The organism is Allobosea sp. P1_B10 (assembly GCF_056406735.1).
Map to the genome: position 1 here is coordinate 38,662 of NZ_JBFTZP010000004.1, position 18,816 is coordinate 57,477.

At 64.8% G+C, this 18,816-nt stretch carries 18 protein-coding genes; 2 read left to right on the plus strand and 16 right to left on the minus strand.

The features are described 5' to 3' along the window. Nucleotides 1-77: 77 nt before the first annotated feature. The 9 genes from AC1D2L_RS10890 to AC1D2L_RS10930 form a co-directional block, all read right to left on the minus strand. Complete coding sequence (locus AC1D2L_RS10890; RefSeq protein ID WP_476845890.1) at nucleotides 78-1,352, minus strand: TRAP transporter large permease; 1,275 nt, start codon at nucleotides 1,350-1,352, stop codon at nucleotides 78-80. A gap of 12 nt (nucleotides 1,353-1,364) precedes the next feature. Beyond that, nucleotides 1,365-1,970 (minus strand): TRAP transporter small permease, encoded by a 606-nt coding sequence (locus AC1D2L_RS10895; protein WP_476845891.1) that lies wholly within the window; start codon nucleotides 1,968-1,970, stop codon nucleotides 1,365-1,367. Between the two features lie 107 nt (nucleotides 1,971-2,077). Then, nucleotides 2,078-3,088 carry a TRAP transporter substrate-binding protein gene (locus tag AC1D2L_RS10900; protein ID WP_476845892.1) on the minus strand — a complete coding sequence of 337 codons (1,011 nt, stop codon included), beginning with the start codon at nucleotides 3,086-3,088 and terminating at the stop codon, nucleotides 2,078-2,080. Between the two features lie 58 nt (nucleotides 3,089-3,146). Beyond that, entirely contained in the window at nucleotides 3,147-4,061 is a 915-nt protein-coding gene (locus tag AC1D2L_RS10905) for an amidohydrolase family protein (RefSeq protein WP_476845893.1), read from the minus strand. Continuing rightward, nucleotides 4,061-4,960, minus strand: a complete 900-nt coding sequence (locus AC1D2L_RS10910) for an NAD(P)-dependent oxidoreductase (RefSeq protein ID WP_476845894.1) — start codon at nucleotides 4,958-4,960, stop codon at nucleotides 4,061-4,063. The genes AC1D2L_RS10905 and AC1D2L_RS10910 overlap by 1 nt, the downstream gene beginning before the upstream one ends. An 807-nt stretch (nucleotides 4,961-5,767) precedes the next feature. Beyond that, complete coding sequence (locus AC1D2L_RS10915) at nucleotides 5,768-6,778, minus strand: TRAP transporter substrate-binding protein (RefSeq protein ID WP_476845895.1); 1,011 nt, start codon at nucleotides 6,776-6,778, stop codon at nucleotides 5,768-5,770. A gap of 35 nt (nucleotides 6,779-6,813) precedes the next feature. Beyond that, nucleotides 6,814-8,097 carry a TRAP transporter large permease subunit gene (locus tag AC1D2L_RS10920; protein ID WP_476845896.1) on the minus strand — a complete coding sequence of 428 codons (1,284 nt, stop codon included), beginning with the start codon at nucleotides 8,095-8,097 and terminating at the stop codon, nucleotides 6,814-6,816. Then, nucleotides 8,094-8,645, minus strand: a complete 552-nt coding sequence (locus AC1D2L_RS10925; RefSeq protein WP_476845897.1) for a TRAP transporter small permease — start codon at nucleotides 8,643-8,645, stop codon at nucleotides 8,094-8,096. The genes AC1D2L_RS10920 and AC1D2L_RS10925 overlap by 4 nt, the downstream gene beginning before the upstream one ends. Before the next feature lie 203 nt (nucleotides 8,646-8,848). Continuing rightward, nucleotides 8,849-9,520, minus strand: coding sequence for a cyclase family protein (locus tag AC1D2L_RS10930; protein ID WP_476845898.1), 672 nt, complete (start codon nucleotides 9,518-9,520; stop codon nucleotides 8,849-8,851). A 110-nt stretch (nucleotides 9,521-9,630) separates the two neighbouring features. On the opposite strand from AC1D2L_RS10930, the gene AC1D2L_RS10935 reads away from it, so the two are divergent. Next, nucleotides 9,631-10,389 carry a GntR family transcriptional regulator gene (locus tag AC1D2L_RS10935; protein ID WP_476845899.1) on the plus strand — a complete coding sequence of 253 codons (759 nt, stop codon included), beginning with the start codon at nucleotides 9,631-9,633 and terminating at the stop codon, nucleotides 10,387-10,389. A gap of 140 nt (nucleotides 10,390-10,529) precedes the next feature. Beyond that, nucleotides 10,530-11,495, plus strand: coding sequence for a Bug family tripartite tricarboxylate transporter substrate binding protein (locus tag AC1D2L_RS10940; protein ID WP_476845900.1), 966 nt, complete (start codon nucleotides 10,530-10,532; stop codon nucleotides 11,493-11,495). Nucleotides 11,496-11,629: 134 nt separating this feature from the next. Here AC1D2L_RS10940 and AC1D2L_RS10945 read toward each other — a convergent pair whose 3' ends face one another. From AC1D2L_RS10945 to AC1D2L_RS10975, 7 genes are all read right to left on the minus strand, one after another. Beyond that, nucleotides 11,630-13,369, minus strand: a complete 1,740-nt coding sequence (locus AC1D2L_RS10945) for an ABC transporter substrate-binding protein (protein WP_476845901.1) — start codon at nucleotides 13,367-13,369, stop codon at nucleotides 11,630-11,632. 89 nt (nucleotides 13,370-13,458) lie between these two features. Beyond that, nucleotides 13,459-13,755: a DUF2160 domain-containing protein gene (locus AC1D2L_RS10950; protein ID WP_476845902.1), complete on the minus strand. Its 297-nt coding sequence runs from the start codon at nucleotides 13,753-13,755 to the stop codon at nucleotides 13,459-13,461. Continuing rightward, the gene (locus tag AC1D2L_RS10955) at nucleotides 13,755-14,630 is read right to left on the minus strand and encodes a carbohydrate ABC transporter permease (protein WP_476845903.1); all 876 of its coding nucleotides are present in this window, start codon (nucleotides 14,628-14,630) and stop codon (nucleotides 13,755-13,757) included. Before AC1D2L_RS10955 ends, AC1D2L_RS10950 begins: the two co-directional genes overlap by 1 nt. 9 nt (nucleotides 14,631-14,639) lie before the next feature. Then, entirely contained in the window at nucleotides 14,640-15,542 is a 903-nt protein-coding gene (locus AC1D2L_RS10960) for a carbohydrate ABC transporter permease (RefSeq protein WP_476845904.1), read from the minus strand. Next, nucleotides 15,526-16,620 (minus strand): ABC transporter ATP-binding protein, encoded by a 1,095-nt coding sequence (locus tag AC1D2L_RS10965; RefSeq protein ID WP_476845905.1) that lies wholly within the window; start codon nucleotides 16,618-16,620, stop codon nucleotides 15,526-15,528. Before AC1D2L_RS10965 ends, AC1D2L_RS10960 begins: the two co-directional genes overlap by 17 nt. 11 nt (nucleotides 16,621-16,631) lie before the next feature. Then, a complete protein-coding gene (locus AC1D2L_RS10970) occupies nucleotides 16,632-17,732 on the minus strand; it encodes an ABC transporter ATP-binding protein (RefSeq protein WP_476845906.1) in 1,101 nt (366 codons plus the stop codon). Between the two features lie 429 nt (nucleotides 17,733-18,161). Beyond that, nucleotides 18,162-18,815, minus strand: a complete 654-nt coding sequence (locus AC1D2L_RS10975) for a hypothetical protein (protein WP_476845907.1) — start codon at nucleotides 18,813-18,815, stop codon at nucleotides 18,162-18,164. Nucleotide 18,816 lies beyond the last annotated feature (1 nt).

The following is an 18,816-nucleotide window of genomic DNA, read 5'->3' on the forward strand; positions in this document are numbered from 1 at the left end:
CAGTGCTGTATGCCGGAACGTTCCTCTGCTTGGAGCAGGCTGCCGTCCCCGGGGCGGCGCGCAATCCATTCGTCCGGCTAACGCAGCATCTTCGGCAACCAGAGAGTCAGTTCGGGGAAGAAGGTGATGATCGCCAGTGCGCCGAACAGCGGGATGTAGAACGGCAGCAGCGCCTTGAAGATCGCCGGCATCGGCGTCTTGGCGATGTCGGCGAGGAGGAAGAGTGCGAGCCCCATCGGCGGCGTCAGCAGCCCGATCATCAGGTTGAAGATGAAGATGATGCCGAGATGCACGGGATCGACCCCCGCCAGCACGAGCGGCGCGGTGACCAGCGGCGCGACCAGCAGCGTCGCCGTCGTGCTGTCCAGGAACATGCCGACGACCAGCAGCAGCGCATTGACGATCAGCAGCAGCACAATCGGATCAGTCGAGAGCGAGAGGATCGCGCGGGTGAAGGTCTGCGGCAGTTGCTCGACGGTGAGGATCCAGCCGAACAGGGCGGCAGCCGAGACGATGATCAGCACTGCCGAGGTCGTCTTGACCGTGTCGAACAGCGCGAAGCGCAGCCGCGCCCAGCTGATGCCGCCATAGAACACGAAGGTGATCACCAGGATGTAGGCGACGGTAACGGAGGCGGCCTCCGTCGGTGTGAAGACACCCAGCAGCATGCCGCCGACGAGCAGGATCGGCGTGAACAGCGCAGGCGCCGCCGGCAGGAAGGTCGACCAGACCTCGCTCAGTTTCGGCCAGGCCTTCGAGCGCGGATGGCCATGGCGATGCGCCAGCCACGCCACGGTGAGCATCAGCAGCGCGACATAGAGCAGCGCCGGCATGATGCCCGCGACAAGCAATTGCACGATCGAGACCGAGGCGACCGAGCCGTAGATGATGATCGGGATCGAGGGCGGGAAAATCGGCCCCACCACGGCCGACGCGCCCGTGATCGCGGCGGCGTAGGCGCGGGTGAAGCCGGCATTGACCATGGCGCGGATCTCGATGCGACCAAGGCCGCCGATATCGGCGAGCGCCGCGCCCGACGTGCCCGAGAAGATCAGAGAGCCGATGACATTGACCTGCGCCAGGCCGCCGGGGACGCGCCCCGCCACGGTGTGGGCGAAGCGGTAGATGTCGCTGGTGATGCCGCTCTGGTTCATCAGGCTGCCGACGAAGATGAAGACCGGCACGGCGACGAGCGGGAAGGAATCCAGCGCATAGGTCATCCGCTGCGCGATCAGCTCCATCGGGAAGCCCGCGAAGAAGACATAGAGCAGGGCAGGCACCGCGATGGCGATGACGACCGGGAAGCCGAAGATGAAGAGCGCGACGAAGGCGAGGATGACGATCAGGGACATCGCGGTTCTCGCTCAGATCTTCATTTCTGGGGGCAGGTCGAGCTCTTCCTCGGGCTCCATTTCCTGCGGGAAGCTGATGTAGAGCGGCTTGTTCTGCAGGACCTTGAGCAACTGGACGACACATTCGACCGTCGTCATCGTGAAGCTGACGCAGGCCGCGCCGAGGAAGAGCCAATAGGGCATGCCGAGCGTCGGCGTGGCGTTGTCGAGGTTGCTCGCGATCGCGATCACGCTGGCGACGGCGGCGGTCGCGAAGGTGCAGGTCGCGATGATCGCGACGGCGATCTTGACGCTGCGGACGAAGCGCGCCGGGAAGAGCGAGAGGATCTCCTCCATCCGGATGTTCGCGCCGCCGGCGGCCACTACGGGCAGCGCGACGAAAACCGTGCAGATCAGCATGAAGCGCGCCAGCTCCTCGGCCCCGATCAGCGGCGAGCCGAAGATCTCGCGGGCGATGACCTGCATGAAGGGCAGCACGACCATCGCGACCAGCATGGCGAGGCTGCCCCAGCGAAAGAGCCAGCGCAGCGGCTCCAGGCCGCGGTCGATGGCATAGGTGCGGCTGTCGACGGCCACCGGTGCCACAGGGGCGTCCGGGACGATACTCTTGGCGTGCATCGGGAAGGTCTCGCGGCTGGCGGGATCGGGCGCGGCAGTCGCAAGGGCGCTGCCGTGGGATCCGGGCGGCGCCAAGGCCGCCCGGCCGTCTGAGGGGCTTCAGGCCCTTACTTCACGGCGGCGATGCGCTCGATATAGGGCCCCCAGCTCGGGAAGTCGGTGCGGACCTGCGCGCCGACGGCCTTGCGGAATTCCTCGACCTTCAGCCCGTCAGCCTCGGTGACGAACTTCATGCCCTTCTTCTTCAGTTCCTCGATCAGGCTGACCTCGGCCTCGAGCCCGAGCTTGAGCGTCTCATCGCCGATCTCGGCTGCTGTCGCCGCCATGATAGCCCGGTCTTTCTCGGGGACCGACTGCCAGACCTTCTCGTTGATAAAGACCGGCAGCACGTTCTGCATGTGGCTCGTCAGCATGACGTGCGTCTGCACCTCATAGAGCTTGTTGGCGTTGATCATGGTCAGGGGGTTCTCCTGGCCGATGACCATGCCCGTCATCAGGGCGGTGGGGAGTTCGCCGACCTCGACGGGGGTCGGCACGGCTCCCATGCCCTTGATCATCGTGGTCCAGAGTTGCAGCGGCACGCCGCGGAAGCGCTTGTCCTTGAGATCGGCCGGCGAATAGACCGGCATCTTGGCCGTCATCTGCCGGGCGCCGCGATAGAGCCGGCCGATGATGCGGATATTAGCGGAGGTGACGAGCTTGTCGGAGAGCTCCTTCATCACCTCCGACTTGGCGGGGTCGGTCGCCGTCATCGCATGGGGACCGTCACGGTAGTTGAACGGCGCCGCGAAGACGGCGATATCGGGCTGGAGGCGCGCCAGCGAGGCGAACTCGTGATGGGCCATCGGGATCGCGGCGCTGCGGACGCCGTCGACGGTTTCCTGCGCGCCGCCGAGCTGCGAGTTCGGGAAGACCTGGACCTTGACCCGGCCCTCCGTGCGCTGGTTCACCCGCTTGGCGAACTCCTCGGCGTACCAGTACTGGATGTCGCCTTCGGAGCCGACATGGGCGTAGCGGATGGTGACCTGCGCCGCGGCGGGCGATGCCAGTCCGAAGGAGAAACCAAGTCCGATAGTCAGGCCCAGGGCCAGCGTCTTCAAGGCGTCGCGCTTCTTCATGGCATCCTCCCGTTATGGTTGCTAGGCGTTCATTCCCGCTTGTTGGCCGCCTCTGGGTTCAGAGCCGGTAGATCCTTGACGCGTTGTCGTGGAACAGCTTCGCCCGGTCGGCCTCTGTCAGGTCCGAGGTCGCGGCGAGGAAGCCCGAAAAGATAGTGTCGAAATCGCCGACCAACCCGTCGACTGGGAAGTTGCTCGCAAAGATCGAGCGATCCACGCCAAAGATAGAAATCGCGTCGCGGATGATCGGCTCGTTGCCGGCTTCCGCCCAGGGCGTGTCGGGGCGGCCGATGCCGGAGATCTTCAGCGCGACATTGGGCTGCGCCGCCGCGAGCTCCAGCGCCTTGCGCCAGCCGCTCAGCGCCTCTGGGCTGCGGTCGGAGGGCAGGGCGGTGTGGTTGATGATGATCTGCGTCCCGGGCACGTCGCGGGCGAGTTCAGCAAGGGCGTCGAGATGCCACCAGGGCGTCTGCAGGTCGTAGGACAGGCCGTTGCGGTCGAGATGGGCATAGCCCTCGCGCCAGGCGGGATCGTCCATCGAGCCGGGCAGGCCGCGCTTGGCCTCCTGCGGCGTCGCGGCGGCGGTCGGCTTGTGGCGGATGCCGCGCACGATCGGGATCGCGGCATGGTTGGCCAGCAGTTCGGGCGCCTCGGGCGCGGCGAGATCGGCCCATGCGACAACGCCCGACGGCAAGCCGTGCTCGGCTGCGATCGCTGCAATCCAGCGGCTTTCGCCAAGCGCGTTGGAGCGCTCCCACTCGGCCTCGACATAGATCGAGCCGACGACCGGCCAGCCGGCCGTGTCGCGGCGATAATCGGCCGGCATGTAGTTGCGGCGGATGCCGGAGTAGTCGCCGTAGCGGAAGGGGATCGGCGGCTCGTCGCACAGCCAGGGGTGATAATTGCTGGCGATATCCCAGACATGGTGGTGGGCGTCGATCACCCGCGCCGGTTGCTGCAATTCAGTCGTCATCAGCCTTGTCCGCGCTCGCGCGCCTCGTGTTCGTAGAGTTTCACCACCGCGGCGGAATCGCTCATCTCGTGGCCGAGCGCGACGTATTCGCCATAGCGCTGCACACCCTGCTCGATGACCTTCAGCTCGAGCCCGAGATCCCGCGAAAAAGCCTTCACGGCCTTGAGGTCCTTGAGCAACTGGCGGGCATAGCTCGCTGGTGGTTCGAAAGCGCGCTGCTGCATCTGCGGATAGAGCCGCTGCAGCAGGCTGGAATCCGCGTGGCCGCCGGCAAGGCATTGCGGCAGGCGCGCGGCGTCTATCCCTGCGGCTTCCGCCAGCATCAGCGCCTCAGCCATCACGACATAGCCGGTGCCGACGATCGCTTGGTTGATGATCTTCGTTGTCTGGCCGGCGCCGACCGGGCCCATCAGGGTGAGATTGGCCGACATCTGCTCCAGCAACGGCCTGGCTGCCGCGAAATCCTCTTCCGAGCCGCCGGCCATCACTGTCATGCCGCCGGTGCGCGCGAGCTGCGGCCCGCCAGAGACCGGGGCATCGACCCAACCGGCACCGGTCAGCGCCTTGAGCTGTGCCGCCGCCTGCCGGGTGCCTTCCGGATCGGCGGTGGAGAGGTCGATCACCAGCTTCGTCGAATGTCCGCCCACGGCGACGCCGTCCTTGGCGAAGACGACGCGCTCGACCGCGGCCATGTGGAGGACGCAGAGCATCACGACGTCGCTCGCTGCGGCGACCTCGGCCGGCGAGGCGGCGGGCCTGGCGCCATGGGGTACCACCGTGTCGAGCCGCTCGGGCTCCAGGTTCCAGACCGTCACCTCGTAGCCGAGATCCAGCAGGCGGCGCGTCATCGCCTCGCCCATAATGCCGATGCCGATGAAGCCGATGCGCGGCTTTGCCATGTAAGTCAGTCCTTCAGTTGCCACAGGCGCGTGCCGCCATCGGCAGTGATCACCGAGGTGGTCATCACCGAGGCTTCGTCGGAAGCGAGCCGCACAATGATCGGGCGACATCGCGCGGCCCTGCTCGGTCATGCCCTCGGGGGCGAAACGGCTGCGATGGAATGACGGCTTCAGGGCGCGATCGACAGTGTGCGGACGCACGCCCCCGATCTACCTTCCCGACGGAAGGCCTCTTCGCCATCGAGATCATCCTGAACCTGGCGACGCCATCGTGCGCCACACCGCTGTGCGGGTTGACCGCGTGGGCAGAGGAAACGTCGAGGACACCACTCCTTCCCGACGGACGCAGTGCTGCATCGGCTCACCGGCACGTGCTCAGAGCCGCCGGGTGGCGCGGTCGCAGCGTCGAGGCTCGCGCCAGCCCTGACGACGATAGGGTCGTATGGCGTAAAATCATTGCGTTTCCGGTCCCTGCCTGGGCATGCGTCGCGGCATATTTTGCGAGCGCGCATCGTGCGCACCGACGACCCTCTGCGGGATCGCCAGAAAGCTTGCATGCAAGACTTAAAAGCGTCAATCGCTTTGGCTAGCGCAACGTAACCCTTAGGAACTTCACGCTCGCCTGGCCGTCCCACATCCGCTCGGATCCCCGCGGACATAGGGCAGCGCCGCCGGTCACTCCGTGCGCGAGCTCCCGTGCGCTCGACAGTGCCGTCAGCACGATATCGTCTGTGTCCGCCTCCATTCGCGTTCGCGAGGGAGGCGGACCGGTTCCCGACGATGCGGTAGCCCGCGGCGAGATGCGCGTCAGGCAGCGGCCTTCTTGATCGCGTCGAGCGTCTCGCTGCCGAACTTGCCGACGAAATCCTTCTCCACCTCGGCAGTCACGATCTTCGCGAAGGATTCGCGGTCCGGGGTCTCCACCGCCTGCATGCCCGCGCTCTTCAGAGCGGCCAGGCTCGAACCCTCGGTGTCCTCGTTCATCTGGCGCTGCGTGCCCGCAATCTCCACGGCCGTCTTGACGAACACCTCGCGCAGATCGGCCGGGAAGGCATCGAACTTTGCCTTGTTCATCACGAGAGGGCCGGTGGTGAAGGCGTGCCGGGTGAGCGAGAGGTGCTTCTGCACCTCGTTGAACTTGGCGTTGAGGATCAGGGTCACCGGGTTTTCCTGACCGTCGACAGTGCCGGTCTCGAGCGCCGTGAAAAGCTCGGTGAAGGCCATGGGCGTCGGCACGGCGCCGAGCAACTGGAAGGCCTTGATATGGGCAGGGTTCGGCGTCGTGCGGATCTTGAGGCCCTTGATGTCGGCGGCCGTGGCGACGGGGCGGCGGTTGTTGGTGAGGTTGCGCCAGCCGATCTCCCAGGTCGCCAGCGCCTTGAGATTGGAGCCTTCGAGCTCGCGCCGCAGCCCTTCGCCGATCGGGCCGTCCATCACGGCGGCCGCATGCTTGCGGCTCTGGATCAGGAAGGGAAGGTCGAGCACGTTGAGCTTCGGCGCAAGGCCCGTGAAGAACGGGTTACCAGTCAGGCAGATGTCCAGCGAACCGCCGCGAACGGCACTGATCGTCTGGGCATCGGAGCCCAGCGAGCCATTGGCGAAGACCTGGACCTCGTAACGCCCCTGGCTCCGGCTCTTAATCTGCTCGGCAAACAGCAGCGCAGCCTTGTGCCAGCTATCAGCCTCCGGGTGGGGATGCGCGAAGCGCAGCCGTGTGGTCTGGGCCAGGGCAGGGCGGCCGATCATGAACAGGCCGATGCCGGCGCCTGCGCCCGCAAGTGCGCCGCGACGGGTCGGAAATGGATTGCTGAGGGTCATGGGGCATCCTCCAGAGTTTTTCTGTTTTGCAGGCTTCAGCGTCCTGACAGCCAGCGCGCCGGGACCGTGACGATCTCCGGGACGAGGATGAGCAGGAAGAGCAGCACGACCTGCGCGAGCAGGAACGGCATCACGCCACGGATGACGCGATCCATGGGGATGCGTCCGACGGCGCAGACCACGTTCAAGACAGTGCCAACAGGCGGGGTCAGCAGGCCGATTGCGTTGTTGATGATGAACATCACCCCGAAATAGACCGGGTCGATGCCGGCCTGCTTGACGATCGGCATCAGTACCGGTGTCAGGATCAGCACGGTCGGGATGAAGTCCAGCGCCGTTCCAACGACGACGACCAGCGCCATCATCGCCAGCATGAGCAGCGTTTTGTTGTTGAGCAGCGGCCCCAGCAGTGTCGCGACCTGGCCGGGGATGTCGGCGATCGTGATCAGCCAGGCCGAGACCATTGCAGCCGCGACCAGGAACATCACCGCAGCGGAGGTCTTGATGGCGCTGAGCAACGCCGGCCGCAGGTGTTCGAGCTTGAATTCGCGATAGATGAAGGCGCCCACGAAGGCAGCGTAGACGGCCGCCACGACGGCAGCTTCCGTCGGCGTGAAGACGCCCGCCTTCATCCCGCCGATGATCAGCCCCGGCAGTGCCAGCGCCCAGATGCCGTCGAACGCGACCTTCGCGATCTCCCTGAGGCTTGCCCGTTCGGCCCGCGCGACCGGCTCGTCGCGAGCCACGATCCACCAGGTGATGACGAGCGCGAGCCCCATCAGCAGGCCCGGGACGATGCCGGCGAGGAAGAGCCGCGTGATCGAGACGCCGGCGGCGACGCCGAAGACCACGAACCCGATCGAGGGCGGGATGACAGGTGCGATGATGCCGCCGGCCGAAATCAATCCGGCCGCGCGCGGCATGTTGTAGCCGGCCTGGCGCATCATCGGCAGCAGGATCGCCGCCAAGGCGGCTGTATCGGCGACCGCCGATCCGGAAATGCTCGCCATCACCAGTGCCGCCAACACGGCGACATAGCCGAGCCCGCCGCGGACATGACCGACAAGCGCCACGGCGAGCGCAATGATCCTACGGGAAAGCCCGCCGGCATTCATCAACTCGCCCGCGAGCATGAAGAATGGCACTGCCATCAGCGGGAAGCTGTCCGCGCCCGCGACCAGGTTCTGAGCGAGGATCTGCGGATCGAAGCTGTCGAGCTGGATCATCAGGGCCACGCCACAGATCAGCAGCGCCGTGGCAATCGGCATCCCGATCCCCATGGCTCCGAGCAGTGAACCCAGGAAGACGAGGATCGTCATGTCCGGCCGTCCGGGCGGTGCTGCGCTTCGAAGGCTGTGAGTTCTTCCGATTCAGCACCGCTGACGAGCGCATCGTCGTTAATGCGCCCGCGCAGCAGCGCCACGATCGTGAGCAGGTTGAGCGCGCCGATGCAGAGTCCGCAGACCAAGCCGGCGAGATATGTCATCGCGAGCGGAATGCCGGTGACAGGTGCGTGGTTGTCGACATTGATTATCGTCTGCGTCCAGCTGCCGGCCACCAGCAATCCCATGCATAGCAGCGAGAGGCATTCGGCAGCGAAACGGCACCACCAGCGGCCCGTATGCCCAAGTGCGAGAACGATCGTCGTCATGCCCAGATGGCCGCCTTCGCGCGCCATCAGAAAGGCGCCGCCGAAGGTCAGCCAGACGAAAAGCAACCGCGACAACTCCTCGGATGCAGTGATGCCGGACTGGAAGACGTAGCGAAGCACGACATTGCCGAAGACCATCGCAATCATGGCGACGAAGCCGATGATGAGCAGATTTTCGACACTGCGCAGCAGGCCGGAGCGGAGGCGACCGCTCATGTCGCTACCCGCCGATTTGCCAAAAGCAGGCCAGAACGCTGCCGGCCGTGGGCCAGCAGGGCGGGGTTCATCACCATCGCCTACTCCTTGTTTCCCTCGGCCGAGGCGCTGAACCGCCCGGTGTTATTTGTCTGTATGCAGCATACTGCGTCACGTTGACCTGTCAAACACGGACAGTCGCTTGAGAACGCCCGTCGGTCCCGTTAGACCGGAAGGCCCTCGATCGCGTAGAAGCGCGCAGGTGCACCATCTGCGTTCGGAATCAGCAGTGGCGCTGCGGAGAACAGGTTGCGAGGCGCGCTGAGGCGGCTCGTATTGACGACATACTCGATCAGCGTCACGCCGTTCGAGAGCAGCACGTCATGCGTGACATGCTCGGATTTGGGAACTTCCCTGCCATCGAGGAGCAGGCGGATCGGATAGTCCTGCGGGAAGTCGAAGGCGACTGCGCTGGGCTTCTGCCCCGCCAGCCATTCCGCCGAGGCACGGCTGAGCCAGGGCGCTTCGGTCCAAAAGCTTCGATCGTTGTAGTCGCGACGGTCCGACCAGTGGGCGGCGAGCAGCAGGATTTCCCCCTCCTTGCCGCCTGGGTCCGCCGCCGCCAGGTGTTCAGGCTCGATCGCTGCGTTTGCCGGCCGCGCGCTGAGGTTCAGTACGCGGCAAGCGCCGACCACCGCGGACAGGGGCGTCGTTTCGATGGTAGGGCCGCCGGCGACGAAATGCGCCGTGGCGTCGACGTGGGAAAAGCCGTGACAGGTGGCTGAGAGACGCGAGACGCGGAACTGGTCGCCCTTGGCGATATCGCCTTTGATACCGAGCTCGACCGGCCAGCGGAAATGCTGCCCGATGGGCATCGAGAGGTCGATGATCTGCATGTCGAAAGTCCAGTTCGGCTGCCGGGCGCGTTGCCCGCTCTTGAAGGCGGGCAAAGTTGCATGCAAGAAGTCAGCCCAGTCAAGCCGCTCTACGGAATGTGCCCCAAGCCATGATCACATCGCCGGCGACGACGCCGCTTGCGGCACTGCTCGCGCAAGCGCCGACCCAAGACGGCACACGCCGGAAAGGCGCGGTGCTCGCCAATGTCGTCGGTCAACTCCGAAACCTGATCGTCACAGGTGTGCTCGCTCCTGGCTCAAAGCTGAACGAGCGGTCGCTCTGCGAGCAGCTTGCGGTCTCGCGCACGCCGGTCCGCGAGGCGATCAAGATCCTCATCCAGGACGGCTTGCTTCACGCGTTGCCGAACCATTCGGCCGTCGTCTCGGAGCTCGATCCCGATCACGTCAACGCGTTGATCGACGTCATTACGGTGATCGAGGGGCTGGCTGGCGAGCTGGCGGCGAAAAACGCGACCGATGAGTCCGTGGCCGAGATCGGGTTGCTGCATTACCGCATGCTGCTCCACCATGCGCGCGACGAGCTGCCGGGCTATTTCGAGGCCAACAAGGCATTTCATCGCAAGATCGTCGAGCTCGCGGCAAACCCCGTGCTGCTTTCGGTCTGGGAGCAGCTGGCATTGCGCGTGGATCGAGCCCGCTATTCCTCCAACCTCTGGCCCAAGCGCTGGAAGACCGCGATCGAGGAGCACCAGCATATCCTCGACGCCCTGGCGGCCCGCGACTCCGAGCGTTCCGGCAATGCGCTACGCCAGCATGTTCGCGGCGGTCTCTCGGCGCTGGTCGCCGCGCTGTCGCAGCAGCGCGAAGCCGCGGTCGACGGTGAGGAACAGGGCAAGGCGGGCGCCTGAACGACCGCCGCGTTGCATGCAAGGTCTGGGGCAGGTCCGTATAATGCATGCTGTATGCAGAAGACCTAACGCAGAGGAAGATGTTAGTCTCTTGGATGGACCGCCCGACAATGGCGCGGCCGATCCCCGGGGAGGGAAACATGAAATTCGTCGTAAAGGCCGCCATCGGCATGGCAGCAGTTTTTCTCGCCGCCGGCCCGTCATGGGCTTTTCCTGATCGTCCCGTTCAGGTGATCGTGCCCTGGGCGGCAGGCGGTGGCATGGATTCGGTGATGCGGATCTTCGCCGCCGGCTTCGAAGCCGAGCTGAAACAACCCGTCAATATTGTCAATCGTACCGGCGGCGGGGGCATCACCGGTCACACCGCGATCGCCGTCGCAGCTCCCGACGGCTACGTCCTAGGCGGCATCAGCCCGGAGATTACCTTCTTCAAGACGCTTGGTCTGGGCGAGTTGACGATCGACAGCGTCGATGCCTTTTCCCGCGTCTCTGTCATCCCGGCCGGTGTCACTGTCAAGGCCGACGGCCCCTACAAGACCATCGCGGACTATTTGAAGGCGGTGAAGGATAACCCCAAGGGCACCCTGCTGGGGTCGGGCACAGGTGTCGGCGGATCCTGGCACATCGCGTCCGGCGGCCTGCTCAAGGCAGCGGGAATGGCACCGGATGCCGTGAAATGGGTTCCCAGCAATGGCGGCGCACCGGCCCTCAACGATCTCGTGGCCGGCGGCCTGCACGTCTTCACCGGCTCGCCCATCGAGGCCAAGGCGATGCTGGATGCAGGCCGCGTGCGCACGATCCTGCTGATGACCGATCAGCGGCATCCGAGCTTCCCAGATGTGCCGAGCGCAAAGGAGGCCGGCCTCGACTGGACCTATGAGAACTGGTTTGCGCTGGCGGGTCCCAAGGGCATCCCCGCGGACCGCCGCAAGATCCTGTTCGACGCCGCCGCCCGCACGATGCAGCGCCCCGAGGTTCGCAAGGCCATGGAGAATCGCGGCATCACACCTCTCTGGGACAAGCCGGAGGACTTCAAGGCCTATGTGACCACCTTCTCCGAGCGCGGAAACGGCATTCTCCGGGATCTCGGCCTGGCGAAGAACTGAGATCGCACGCGCCCGTAGCACTGGTCACCGCGCAATTCCCTGCGGCTGTCTCGGGCAAAGCGGCAGGGCGGGCCACTGCAACAGAGCGATCGCGGGCGGTTCTTACTCTCCGCCCGCGAGCTTAAAGATCTGCCTCAGTTCTTCTTGGGCGGCGTCGCCGGCCAGGACTTGATCAGCGTGTCGTAGTCGATCGTCTCGCCCTTTGGCTTCTCATTGGCGAGCTTGGGCTGCGGCGCAATGTTGCCATCGGCCTTCGACTTCGCGAACCAGGCGTCGGCAGTCTGCTTCGGGTTCAGTTTCGGGCCGCATTCGCCCTGCACGCCTGAACGTTCCAATCTCTCCAGCACCGAGTCCTGCGCCGCAGCGAGCGCATCCATGGCCGCCTGCGCGGTCTTGGCGCCGGAGGAGGCATCGCCGATGTTCTGCCACCAGAGCTGGGCGAGGCGGGGATAGTCCGGGACATTGTTGCCGGTCGGCGTCCACTGGACGCGTGCCGGCGAGCGGTAGAATTCGATGAGCCCGCCGAGCTTGGGAGCCCGTTCGGTAAAGCTCTTGTCCCAGATATCGCTCTCGCGGATGAAGGTGAGGCCGACATGGCTCTTCTTCAGGCTGACCGACTTGGAGACGATGAACTGGAGGTAGAGCCAGGCTGCCTTGCGCTTCTCGATCGGAGTGGATTCCAGCAGCGTCAGCGAGCCCGCATCCTGGTAGCCGAGCTTCATTCCGTCCTTCCAGTAGGAGCCCTTGGGCGAGGGCGCCATCCGCCACTTTGGCGTGCCATCGGAATTCACCACCGGGAGGCCGGGCTTGACCATGTCGGCGGTGAAGGCGGTGTACCAGAAGATTTGCTGGGCGATCGCGCCCTGCGCCGGCACCGGCCCGGATTCAGAGAACGTCATTCCACGCGCCTGGGGCGGCGCGTACTTGTTGAGCCAATCCACATATTTCTGGACCGCATAGACGGAGGCCGGGCCATTGGTGTCTCCGCCGCGCTCGACAGATGAGCCGACGGGCCGGCAACCCTCCATGCGAATGCCCCATTCATCGACCGGCTTGCCGTTGGGAATGCCCTTGTCGCCATTGCCGGCCATCGACAGCCAGGCGTCGGTGAAGCGCCAGCCCAGCGACGGATCCTTCTTGCCGTAGTCCATGTGGCCGAAGACCCGGACGCCGTCGATCTCCTTGACGTCGTTGGAGAAGAACTCGGCGATGTCCTCATAGGCGGACCAGTTGACTGGCACGCCGAGCTCGTAGCCGTACTTGGCCTTGAACTTCTCCTTCAGGTCGGGGCGGCTGAACCAGTCGTAGCGGAACCAGTAGAGGTTCGCGAACTGCTGGTCGGGGAGCTGGTAGAGCTTGCCGTCCGGCGCAGTGCCGAAGGATTTGCCGATGAAGTCGTCGACGTCGAGCATCGGGTTGGTGACGTCCTTGCCCGGTCCGGCCATCCAGTCGGTCAGGTTGGTCGTCTGCTTGTAGCGAAAATGCGTGCCGATCAGGTCGGAATCGTTGATCCAGCCGTCATAGACGTTCCGGCCGGACTGCATCTGCGTCTGCAGCTTCTCGACCACGTCGCCTTCCTGGATCAGGTCGTGCTTGAGCTTGATGCCGGTGATCTCGCTGAACGCTCTGGCCAGCGTCCTCGCCTCGTATTCATGGGTGGTGATGGTCTCGGAGACGACATTGATCTCCAGGCCGGCAAACGGCTTTGCGGCGTTGACGAACCACTCCATTTCCTTGAGTTGGGCCTCCTTAGGCAGCGTCGAGGGCTGAAACTCACTGTCGACCCAGCGCCTCGCGGCGTCCATGTCGGCCAAAGCGGGAACGGCGCCGAGCAAAAGGCTGAGCGCGGTCGCGGCTAGCATCTGCTTTCTCATCGTTTCCTCCACTGGATGATTGGTCTTGCGAGCCTTGCCGGCCTCTTCTTGCGAAGGCGGGATCGTTCGGAAGCAGCCTCCGTGGTTGGTCAGACGAAGCGGAAAACCGCCGCGGCATAGAGCAGAGAAACGAGCGAAGCCCACCACAGATCGCCGGAGGCGAGGCCGAGCCAGGCGAGATGGATGAAGGCCGCGCCGAGCAGGCTCAGGAAAAGCCGGTCGCCGCGTGTCGTCGGGATGCCGAGTACTCCGATGCGTTCGACTTCCGGTCGCCAGATCGCAAGCATGGTCATAGCCCCGAGCACTCCGAACAGGGCGGCAAAGAACAGCCCCGTCTGCGGCGTCCACGCCATCCATGCGAGATTGATCGCAGCAAAGTCGGGCATCAGACCCTCCCCAGGGCAAAGCCTTTTGCGATGTAGTTTCGGACGAACCAGATCACGAGCGCGCCGGGAATCAGCGTGAGCACGCCCGCCGCCGCCAGCAGGCCCCAGTCCATGCCGGCGGCCGAGACCGTGCGCGTCATCGTGGCGGCGATCGGCTTGGCGTTGACCGTCGTCAAGGTGCGCGCGAGCAGAAGCTCCACCCAGGAGAACATGAAGCAGAAGAAGGCGGTGACGCCGATGCCGTTGGCGATGATCGGGGTAAAAATCTTCACGAAGAAGCGCGGGAAGGAATAGCCGTCGAGATAGGCAGTTTCGTCGATTTCGCGCGGCACCCCCGACATGAAGCCTTCGAGGATCCAGACCGCCAGCGGGACATTGAACAGGCAGTGGGCCAACGCCACGGCGAGCGGCGTGTCGAACAGGCCGATCGCCGAATAGAGATTGAAGAAGGGCAGGGCGAAGATCGCTGGCGGAGCCATCCGGTTCGAGAGCAACCAGAAGAACAGGTGCTTGTCGCCGAGGAAGCGGTAGCGGGAGAAGGCGTAGGCCGCCGGAAGCGCCAGGCTGATCGAGATCACCGTGTTAATGACCACATAGCTCAGCGAATTGATGTAGCCGGAGTACCAGGACGGGTCCGTGAATATCGTCCGGTAGTTGGCAAAGGTGATCTCGCGCGGCCAGAGCGTCATGCCGGCGTTGATCTCGGCGTTGGTCTTCAGGCTCATCACCACGAGCCAGTAGATCGGCAGGATGAGGAACGTCAGGTAGAGCCCCAGCGTCAGCGCGCTGCCGTTGAAGCGGAAGGCTGAGCGCGCCCTGGGCGTTACGGCGGCGGCGGGACGCGCGGAGGTCGAGCCGAGGCTGTCGGTCGTCATCGCTCGCCCTCACACATCTGTCGGCGGGCGCCGACGCTCGACATCGAGATTGGTCATGACGGTATAGAAGACCCAGCACACGGCGAGGATGATCAGGTTGTAGACGATCGACATCGCCGCGGCCTTTCCGAGATCGAACTGGCCCAGCGCCAGCTTCACCAGTTCGATCGAGAGGAACGTCGTCGAATTGCCGGGCCCACCGCCGGTGACCACAAAGGGCTCGGTGTAGATCATGAACGAGTCCATGAAACGGAGCAGTACCGCAATGATCAGCACGCGCCGCATCTTCGGGAGCTGGATGAAGCGGAACACCGCCCAACGGCGCGCACCGTCGATGCGCGCGGCCTGGTAGTAGGCATCCGGGATCGACTTCAGGCCGGCATAGCAGAGCAGCGCGACGAGCGATGTCCAGTGCCAGACGTCCATCGCGATGATCGTCGCCCAGGCCGCCAGCGGGTCGGCGACATAGTTGTAGTCGATACCGAGCCGATTGATGGCGTAGCCAAGCAGCCCGATGTCGCCGCGGGCGAAGACCTGCCAGATCGTTCCAACGACGTTCCATGGCACGAGCAGCGGCATCGCCATTAGCACCAGCGTCGCCGCGACCTTCCACCCTTCGCGCGGCATGGCGAGCGCCACCGCGATCCCAAGTGGCACCTCGATCGCGAGGATGATCGCGGAGAACAGCAGGTTGCGCCACAGCGAGTCCCGCACGCGGCCGCCGAGGTCGCTGGACGGATCGAGCAACTCCCTGAACCAGCCGGTTCCGTTCCAGAAGAACTGGTTGTTTCCAAAAGTGTCCTGCACCGAATAGTTCACCACCGTCATCAGCGGGATCACCGCCGAGAAGGCGACGATGGCGAGCACCGGAAGGACCAGGAACCAGGCGCGGTTGTCATGCGGCTTGTCCATCACGCCTCCCGTCCAGGAGTTCGCCATCGGCGTATACATGGATGTGGTCGCTCTGGAGGATGAGCCCGGCGGCCTCACCGATCTCGCCGAGTTCGTCGGGCACTCCGGCGGCGACAGCATGCCCGCCCAGCCGCAGGCGCGCCAGCCGGGACCGACCGAGATCGTCGATGCGCTCGACGGTGACGGGCAATCCCTCTCCGGGCCGCGCAAGCGTCGCAAATTCGGGCCTGACGCCGATCTCGATCCGCTTGCCCGGCGGGATGTCGTAGCTGCGGGGCAGGGTGATCGTCGCGCCCGCGACCTGGGCGCGGTTGGCCGCAACAATGGCCGGGATCACGTTCATGCCCGGCGAGCCGATGAAATAACCCACGAAGGTGTGGGCCGGCTTGTCGAACAGCTCGTCCGGCCGCCCGGCCTGGACGATCCGTCCGTCATGCATCACGACCACGGTGTCGGCGAAGGTCAGTGCCTCGGTCTGGTCATGCGTCACATAGATCATGGTGACGTCGAGCGCCCTGTGGAGCGCCTTGAGCTTTGATCGCAACTCCCATTTCAGCTGGGGGTCGATGACGGTCAAAGGCTCGTCGAAGAGAATGGCGGCGACATCGGCGCGCACGAGGCCTCGGCCAAGCGAGATCTTCTGCTTCGCATCGGCAGTCAGCCCACGCGCCTTGCGGTCGAGTTCGCCGGTGAGTTCCAGCAGGCTCGCGATCTCGCGCACGCGCCCATCGACCGCCTTCGCCTCCATGCCGCGATTGCGCAGCGGGAAGGCGAGGTTCTCGTAGACGGTCATCGTGTCGTAGACGACCGGAAACTGGAAGACTTGGGCGATATTGCGTTGCTCCGTCGGCAGATGCGCGACATCCCGGCCGTCGAACAGGACGCGGCCCTGCGACGGGATCAGCAGGCCCGAGATGATGTTGAGCAGGGTCGTCTTGCCGCATCCGGATGGGCCGAGCAGCGCATAGGCGCCGCCCTGGCGCCAGGTCAGCGTCATCGGCTTCAGCGCGAAGTCGGCAGGCGCCGATGCGCCCGGCTTGTAGGAATGCGCGAGATCGGAAAGCTCGATGCGCGCCATGGAACGCCTCCTCAGGCCGCCGAAAGGAACGCTGGGGCGTGAGCGAGCCGCCCGTCGGTATCGAAGACGAACACGGTTGCGGGATCGACATGCACCGAGACCGGCGTCCCCGGTTCTAGCTCATGCACCCCCGGCGCAAGGGCTACCCAGCGCGTATCCGCGCATTCCAGATGGACGAAGCTCTCCGAGCCTGCGATTTCGGAGACGATCACCGTGGCGTCGAAGCGCAGGGCGGCATCACTCCCGCCGCCCAATGCGAGATGGTGCGCCCGGAAGCCGACCTTGAAGTCGCCGTCCGGCAGGTCCCGGAGATTGTCGGTTGCAGTGACGTGCCTGCCGTCGGGCAGGAGAACATGCTCCCCGCCCTTGGCGATCGGCAGGAGGTTGAGCGGCGGATCGGAGAATATGCGGGCCGTGATCAGGTCTTGCGGCCGCCGATAGACCGCTGGGCTCGGCCCATAATGTGTCACCCGTCCCTGCCAGAGCGTCGCGGTATGGTCGCCGAGCAGCAGGGCCTCCTGCGGCTCTGTGGTGGCGTAAACGACCGTCGCATTCGTCATGCGGACGATCTTGGGCAGTTCCTCGCGCAGTTCCTCGCGCAGCTTATAGTCGAGGTTGGCAAGCGGCTCGTCGAGCAGCACGAGATCGGCGCCCTTGATCAGGGCGCGAGCCATCGCTGTCCGCTGCTGCTGCCCACCGGAGAGGGTGAGCGGCATGCGCTCGAGGAACGGCTCGAGCTGCATCAGGCGCGCCATGTCTCGCACCCGGCTCTCGACCTCCGCCCTGGGCCGCCCTTTGACCCTGAGCGGTGAGGCGATGTTCTCGAAGACGTTGAGGTTCGGGTAGTTGATGAATTGCTGGTAGACCATCGCGACCGAGCGCTCGCGCACGGGCAGTCCGGTGACATCGCGCTCTCGCCCACCCTCGTCGACCAGGATCCGCCCCGATGTCGGTCGGTCGAGGCCGGCCATCAGCCGCATCAGCGAGGTCTTTCCCGCCAACGTAGCGCCAAGCAGCACGGTCATGGTCCCTGGTGGAAGCCGCAGCGTCGTCTCGTGAATATGCGTTTGCGCTCCGGCGTCGCGACGCACCTTGTCGAGAACAAGACCCACTCCAGCCTCCTTCAAGCCCTCCGGGTCACCGGAGCGTGATCATCGGGGTGTCGGGGATTTCCTGCCGTTTTTCGTTGAGGTGCAGATCCGGATTGTCCGGCTCGCGTGATCCCGAGGATATCCATTGCCCAGGCTGACGTTGGCTTGGGCATGCAGACCCGGCGCGCGAATAGCGGTCCGGATCAGATCTCGGTTCGACACCAGCCAGCATGCCACGAGCCTCGTGCCACGGTATTCGGACGGCGGTTGAGTTCGGCGACAATAGCGCCAATCCATCTCGTCCACGAGAGCCCCGAGCTGTGACGCCGCAGAAACATCGTGTCGGGGTTCTGCCGCGACGGAATTGGCGCTCGACCTTGCATCAGGCCTGCGCTCGCGAGGATCGTCCCGGCGTCCGATCTGGTCGCGGTCGGCTCGAATAAGCGTATTTCAGATCAGCGACAGGATGCCGATGGCAACGAGGCTCATCGCCCAGATTGCGTCGAGGTTGAACCAGCTTCGCGAGATGAATTTCAGCCCCAGATATCGATAGACCAACCATGCCGAGATGCCGGCCGCGCCGAAAAGCACGAGTGTATGAAGAAGCGATACCAGCAAGGCGGCATCGAAGCTGGAGGAGAACAGGACGTCGGCTCCGCTCATGCCATTTCCCGTCGCGGGCGAACGACAAAGGCCGAGGTAGAGCGGCACGAGCATGAGGCCCGCACCGTGCGCGACCGCGATCGCGAACGACCAGACCATGAGTCGCGAGGGGGGTATGCGCGCCAGCCCCCGCGGGTGCCTTCGCCAAATGAGCAGAAAACCGCCCAGGCTGATCAACAGCAGGCTGGCTCCGAGTTGAAGCTGGCGCTGCCAGTCCAGCAGGGCGGTCAGAAGAGCAAATGGCAGCAGCACGACTAGCACCGAGAGAAGATGCCCTAGCGCCAGGAAGCCGAGCGCCAGCCATAATGCACGCGAACTCCGTTCAAGGAGGCCGGCCGACACGGCAAGTGGCCAACCCATCCCCGGATTGACGCCGTGATAGACGCCACTGGCGATGACCCCTGCCCATAGTCCGGCGCGGCCCCAGTCAAGCTCGCCCAAC

Bases quoted from the DNA above. Each gene is read 5' to 3' on its own strand.
- AC1D2L_RS10890 (WP_476845890.1), bottom strand. From the start codon at position 1,352: ATGTCCCTGATCGTCATCCTCGCCTTCGTCGCGCTCTTCATCTTCGGC.
- AC1D2L_RS10895 (WP_476845891.1), bottom strand. From the start codon at position 1,970: ATGCACGCCAAGAGTATCGTCCCGGACGCCCCTGTGGCACCGGTGGCC.
- AC1D2L_RS10900 (WP_476845892.1), bottom strand. From the start codon at position 3,088: ATGAAGAAGCGCGACGCCTTGAAGACGCTGGCCCTGGGCCTGACTATC.
- AC1D2L_RS10905 (WP_476845893.1), bottom strand. From the start codon at position 4,061: ATGACGACTGAATTGCAGCAACCGGCGCGGGTGATCGACGCCCACCAC.
- AC1D2L_RS10910 (WP_476845894.1), bottom strand. From the start codon at position 4,960: ATGGCAAAGCCGCGCATCGGCTTCATCGGCATCGGCATTATGGGCGAG.
- AC1D2L_RS10915 (WP_476845895.1), bottom strand. From the start codon at position 6,778: ATGACCCTCAGCAATCCATTTCCGACCCGTCGCGGCGCACTTGCGGGC.
- AC1D2L_RS10920 (WP_476845896.1), bottom strand. From the start codon at position 8,097: ATGACGATCCTCGTCTTCCTGGGTTCACTGCTCGGAGCCATGGGGATC.
- AC1D2L_RS10925 (WP_476845897.1), bottom strand. From the start codon at position 8,645: ATGAGCGGTCGCCTCCGCTCCGGCCTGCTGCGCAGTGTCGAAAATCTG.
- AC1D2L_RS10930 (WP_476845898.1), bottom strand. From the start codon at position 9,520: ATGCAGATCATCGACCTCTCGATGCCCATCGGGCAGCATTTCCGCTGG.
- AC1D2L_RS10935 (WP_476845899.1), top strand. From the start codon at position 9,631: ATGATCACATCGCCGGCGACGACGCCGCTTGCGGCACTGCTCGCGCAA.
- AC1D2L_RS10940 (WP_476845900.1), top strand. From the start codon at position 10,530: ATGAAATTCGTCGTAAAGGCCGCCATCGGCATGGCAGCAGTTTTTCTC.
- AC1D2L_RS10945 (WP_476845901.1), bottom strand. From the start codon at position 13,369: ATGAGAAAGCAGATGCTAGCCGCGACCGCGCTCAGCCTTTTGCTCGGC.
- AC1D2L_RS10950 (WP_476845902.1), bottom strand. From the start codon at position 13,755: ATGCCCGACTTTGCTGCGATCAATCTCGCATGGATGGCGTGGACGCCG.
- AC1D2L_RS10955 (WP_476845903.1), bottom strand. From the start codon at position 14,630: ATGACGACCGACAGCCTCGGCTCGACCTCCGCGCGTCCCGCCGCCGCC.
- AC1D2L_RS10960 (WP_476845904.1), bottom strand. From the start codon at position 15,542: ATGGACAAGCCGCATGACAACCGCGCCTGGTTCCTGGTCCTTCCGGTG.
- AC1D2L_RS10965 (WP_476845905.1), bottom strand. From the start codon at position 16,620: ATGGCGCGCATCGAGCTTTCCGATCTCGCGCATTCCTACAAGCCGGGC.